Source organism: Elusimicrobiota bacterium (assembly GCA_026388075.1).
GTDB lineage: Bacteria > Elusimicrobiota > Endomicrobiia > Endomicrobiales > JAPLKN01 > JAPLKN01.
In genome coordinates this window covers 1-5,014 of record JAPLKN010000096.1, presented here as the reverse complement: position 1 = coordinate 5,014, position 5,014 = coordinate 1, and the positions used below count along the sequence as shown (strand labels likewise).

Here is a 5,014-nt window from a genome sequence, read left to right as displayed (position 1 = left end):
CCTGAGCTTGGTCGAAGGATTGATTGGGAATTTGACATAAAGTTGTGTTTTTTTGTTCAAAAAAGACGTTGAAGGGGGAGAAAAATTCAAAAGACAAAATCTTTTTGTCGGCGATTTTGATGTTTTTAAAAAGCAGGTTCAATACCTGCTTTTTTGTAAAAGAATCAAGTTCCCCTCTTTCCGCTTTGTAGTCGGAAACAAAGGCATCCACACGGTCAAGATATTCTTCTGACTTCTCCCGCTCAATCACTCTCATTTCTTCCAATGCGAGTATTTTTTTGAGTTCTTCTTCCTCCCATCTTAGAGTTTCTATCTTCTGCCTGTAAACCTCATCACTGATAACATTTTCAAGATACGTGTCGGTCAGTTTCGACTGTTTTTCAAGGTTTAGTTTTAGCTTCTTTTGGTACTCCGAAAGGTCTGTTTTGGGGTGGGTGGGCGGGATAGATGCCTTTTCGGTCATACACATCCAACGGCTGTTTGTTAACTTATCGCTTTTAAGCAAAGTTTCCAAAAGCCTCGCCACCTGCGGTTCAATGATTTCCGCTTTCACACATCTGTTTTTGCATTTAATAAAACTTCTGTTTGGGCCATTGCACCTGTACCACATCTTTTTTGTGCCTGTTCTGTGGTTAGATATTGTGGATACTCCCACATATTTATGGTTACACTTAGCACAATAAAGAATTCCTGACAAAACATGCCCTGAATTCTTTTGTTTTATGCAAACCCTTCTTTCACCAATTATCTTTTGAACGGCTTCAAAATCTTGTTCTGAAACTATCGGCTGGTGTTTGCCTTGCGAAATTACTATTTTGTCAGATGAATTTTTGATATATTTCAAACCTTTCTTTGTTTTTTGGTTTTTATCGTAATGGTGGACATTCCAGACAAGCTTTCCTGTATATATCCTGTTTCTAAGGATATCGCCAATCAGCTTTGTTGAAAAAATGTTCCCCATCCTGTTTCTATAACCTTTGCGGGTTAGGTGTGCGGTTATGTTCCGTATGCTTTTCCCATCAATGAACATCTTGTATATCTGTTTTACGAGTTCTGCGTCTTTTTCTTCAATTTTCAATAGTTTTTCTTGTTTGTCATATGTGTAGCCAAACGGCGAATACCTTGCCCCCTGCCAGTTCCCCTTTTGAACACCTTTAATCATTCCGGGGAATACCCGTTCGGCAATTCTGTTTCTTTCAAACTCGGCAAAACTTCCCAACTGCTGAAACATCAACTTTCCTGCGGAAGTAGTCGTATCAAACGGCTCTGTTGCTGATTTAAAACCAACTCCATTAGCTGACAGATCATAAACCAAGTTCAGCAGATCTTTTAAGTTTCTGCTGAACCTGTCTATTTTATAAACCAAAACCAGTTCAAACCTTTTCGCTTTTGCATCCTCAAGGAGTTCTTGCAAAGCAGGTCTTTCGGAAGTATAACCGCTTATGCCGTCATCAGAATATACTTTGTATATCTGATAATTTTCTTTCTTAGCAAAAGTTTCAAGATATTCCATTTGTACTTCAAGAGAATATCCCTCCTTCGCTTGATCTTCTGTTGATACTCGTAGATAGATTGCGATTTTCAATGGTTTGTCCTTATTTTTAATTCATTACGAATAAAAGGTATTGCCTTTTCAAATGTCATCAATTCATACCTATACTGCTTTCTAATACCGGTACCTAAAAGTTTTTTGTATCTTTCTTGAACTTCATTAGAACTATCAGGATTAAAAATCCATATTCTATGAATATAGGCTTTCCCAATAGTGCCCAAAGCAAAGAGATATTTAAAGAATAAATCCGATTCAGGAAAGGAATAACCTATTATGAATATATTTTCAGCTTCAGACAATTCACGCGCAGCTTGTCCCCAAACATTTGTTAAATGATTTTGACGTTCCGTCTTATTCCAAGTCGGAGGAACTAGAAAAGGTTCATCGGATAAAGGGCAATTGCAGTGTTGATGTTCTTTTAAACGAGATCCTATATCTAAAGTCTGATATTTTGTATCTGACCATAATTGCCAATGATATTTGCTAAAAAACTCAGATATTTTCCAGGAAACAATTGATTCGCATTTCTCACATTTTCCCCAATTTAATGATCCGTGTAATTTTAATAATTTCAATGAACTTGAATTCGTTTGCCCTGATAGACAATAATCAATCGGCAAACCGGAATAATTAAAAGCGTAGTCAATCGTAATATCATAATTAAAAGTTAAAATAGAACAATCATCATTTCCCGAACCAGATTTGATATCCATAATTAACTGAGTAAATTCATCATAAGGCTTAGGTGGATATGCCGATTTATCCCGCACAGGATATTTTATTGAAGTTTCTAACGTTTTTAAAATTACTTTCCTGATAGATTTATCCCATTCTTTAATCTCTTCTAATTTATGATTCCCTATTCCTCCAATTAAACGCCCCATTTCAATTGCACCAAAAACAGATTCAATGTTATCTAAATCCAAATATGATTTATAATGAACAACCCGTAGTTTTTCAATGGCATCAAAGACCTTATTAAAGCAATCTTTCTCGCTTGAGTTTTCCCTAATCTCTCTCGCTGTATTTAGAAAATCGTTCATTAAAGGAGCTCCTGATAGTTCGGAAGCTCCCGCCCCAAGAATGAAGACATTTTTTGACATATATTATCCTCTCTAACTTATTTGTCTTTTACCCGGTGCGAAGCAACAAAACCATATTTTAAAACGGTTTATTTAATCTACTGAAACATTCTTCAAATATTTCATCATAATTATTTACAATCTCACTGATTGCGATTTCCTTGCTATAGCACCCCGCATTTATTTCTACCAGAATAATTCTTTTCACAATTTCGAAGCCAGAAGTTTGCTTAGGAAAGAATATTTCTTGATTATTATAGTTGAAAACACAACTATCTTCTGTTTTATGTTTGAAAGCCCATCCTTTTCTATGCTGTAAATATGAAAAAAGTATGTTATTAATGGGATATTTTGAAAACTTTTCGCTGTTTTTTCTTGCGAAAGCGATGAATCCCATAATAGTTTGTAATTCTTGAAAAATGTCTTCTTTTATTACCGTCTGTTCCAAAATACTTTTATCTTTAATTAGTGAAACGTTTTTTCTTGCTTCACACAATTGGAATATCTTTGAACCAACATTTTTGGGATTTTTTATATCAGCTAATGCCTCTAATATGCAATCCGCCTCATCATCGTCTAATTGATTAAAAGGACTCCGATATCTAAAAAAATCTATTGCATCTTTAAGAGCTCCTCTTGTGTCCTTACCTTTGGCTGAAGCGAGATCATATTGCATTATAAAAAAGGTGGCTACACTTTTCTTTGACAAAATTACTATTATTATTGAAATAATAACTATTATGCCTATTATTATAGCCAGTAAATACATATATTATATCCCTTCCTTCTTTTACCCGGTGCGAAGCACCGAAAAACATTCCTCATCAAATTTGCTGTGCAAATTTATGCAACGAGGACTTCGCAAAATCGCCGACAAAAAGATTTTGTCTTTTGAATTTTTCTCCCCCTTCAACGTCTTTTTTGAACAAAAAAACACAACTTTATGTCAAATTCCCAATCAATCCTTCGACCAAGCTCAGGACAGGTTTCCAAGGCATCTCAAAGGTTTTTCATACAGACCTTTGGATGACCTTATATTGTCGTTATACCATAAGTTGTTTTCGTTCTTTTCATCTTATATTGTCGTTATACCATAAGTTGTTTTCGTTCTTTTCATCTTGACCCGATTCGGCTTTCGTCCGGCGCTTTCGCGCCGTCCGTGCGGCCTCACCGCCGCTAAAATTTATTTAAAAAGTCCTTTTTCTCATGCGCGCCGCAAAGTCGTTCATGCTGTTTTCATTTCTTTTTCGGTTTATGCTGTGTCAAAGGTTCGTGCTCCTCATGAATGATGTTTCCAGTACTATTATCAATTACCACATGATGATATTCTTTCTTCTCTTTATCAATGATCATCTTTTCTGTCACACCGTTCGGCAGTTTAGGATCACCGCTGCTCTTATACCCTTGGCATTCCTGAAGAAGCAAACCTTTTCCTGGTTTTTTCAACTTTAGCTTCAAATGTTCTCTCATTACTATAGTTTCATGAAACTTTGCATGAATATGGCTATGCCCGCATTTAAATTTATATTTTGCAACATTTCCTTTCTCATCCGCACTAACTATTTCAAGTTTTTCCATACAAACTGGGCATTTCTCTTCGGAAATATTTTTAAGAAATTCTTTATAATCGTCCGCTTTCACATGACCACTTTTCAATAATAACCGAGATTCTTCAATAAAAGATTGTATTATTTGACTGAAATTCATTGAATTTATTTCTTTTTCCCTTTATCTTTGGCTTTCCGTTTTATTGAATATTTATTTATGTGTTTTTCAGCAATATAAGAAGCGGAACTAACATTTTTTAAATCAAACATACTTGTTTGATTTAAATATTTTTTTATCCTTTGATTAGCCAATTCAACATATTCCTTTTTAATATCATACCCGATATAGTGCCTGCCATCTTTTAGAGCTGAAAGACATGCTGTTCCTGCTCCGCAAAAAGGGTCTAATACTACATCATTTTTAAAAGTGTACATCTGTATTAATCTATGAGGTAATTCTTCCGGGAAAGGAGCTGGATGCCCTATACTCCTTGCAGAAACAGCTGGAAAAGTCCATACACTTTTAGTCCATTCAATAAAATTTTCTTTAAGAATTGTATCTTCTTTCTTATCCTTTTTACGTGAAAATGATTCTTTAGAAAAAATTAAAATATATTCGTGAATATCTCGCAACACAGGATTAGCAGCCGACTTCCAACTTCCCCATGCTGTTGAAGGGCTTGCGCTTGAGGCTTTATTCCAAATAATTTCCCCTCTCATCAAATAGCCAATATCTAGCATGTCTTCAATAATATAGGTATGAAGTGGTATATAAGGTTTCCTTCCTAAATTTGCAACATTAATACAGGCTCTGCCACCGGGAACAAGTTTAT

Annotated in this window: 5 protein-coding genes; all 5 read right to left on the bottom strand. The window is 35.2% G+C overall.

What is annotated here, in order from left to right:
- A partial coding sequence (locus tag NT145_05200; GenBank protein ID MCX5782081.1) for a recombinase family protein occupies positions 1-1,585 on the bottom strand: 1,585 nt, incomplete at its 3' end.
- A complete protein-coding gene (locus tag NT145_05195) occupies positions 1,582-2,595 on the bottom strand; it encodes a hypothetical protein (protein MCX5782080.1) in 1,014 nt (337 codons plus the stop codon). The genes NT145_05200 and NT145_05195, both read right to left, overlap by 4 nt.
- Positions 2,596-2,713: 118 nt before the next feature.
- Positions 2,714-3,403, bottom strand: coding sequence for a hypothetical protein (locus tag NT145_05190; GenBank protein MCX5782079.1), 690 nt, complete (start codon positions 3,401-3,403; stop codon positions 2,714-2,716).
- Positions 3,404-3,870: 467 nt separating this feature from the next.
- Entirely contained in the window at positions 3,871-4,341 is a 471-nt protein-coding gene (locus NT145_05185) for a hypothetical protein (protein MCX5782078.1), read from the bottom strand.
- 5 nt (positions 4,342-4,346) lie between these two features.
- A partial coding sequence (locus tag NT145_05180) for a site-specific DNA-methyltransferase (protein ID MCX5782077.1) occupies positions 4,347-5,014 on the bottom strand: 668 nt, incomplete at its 5' end.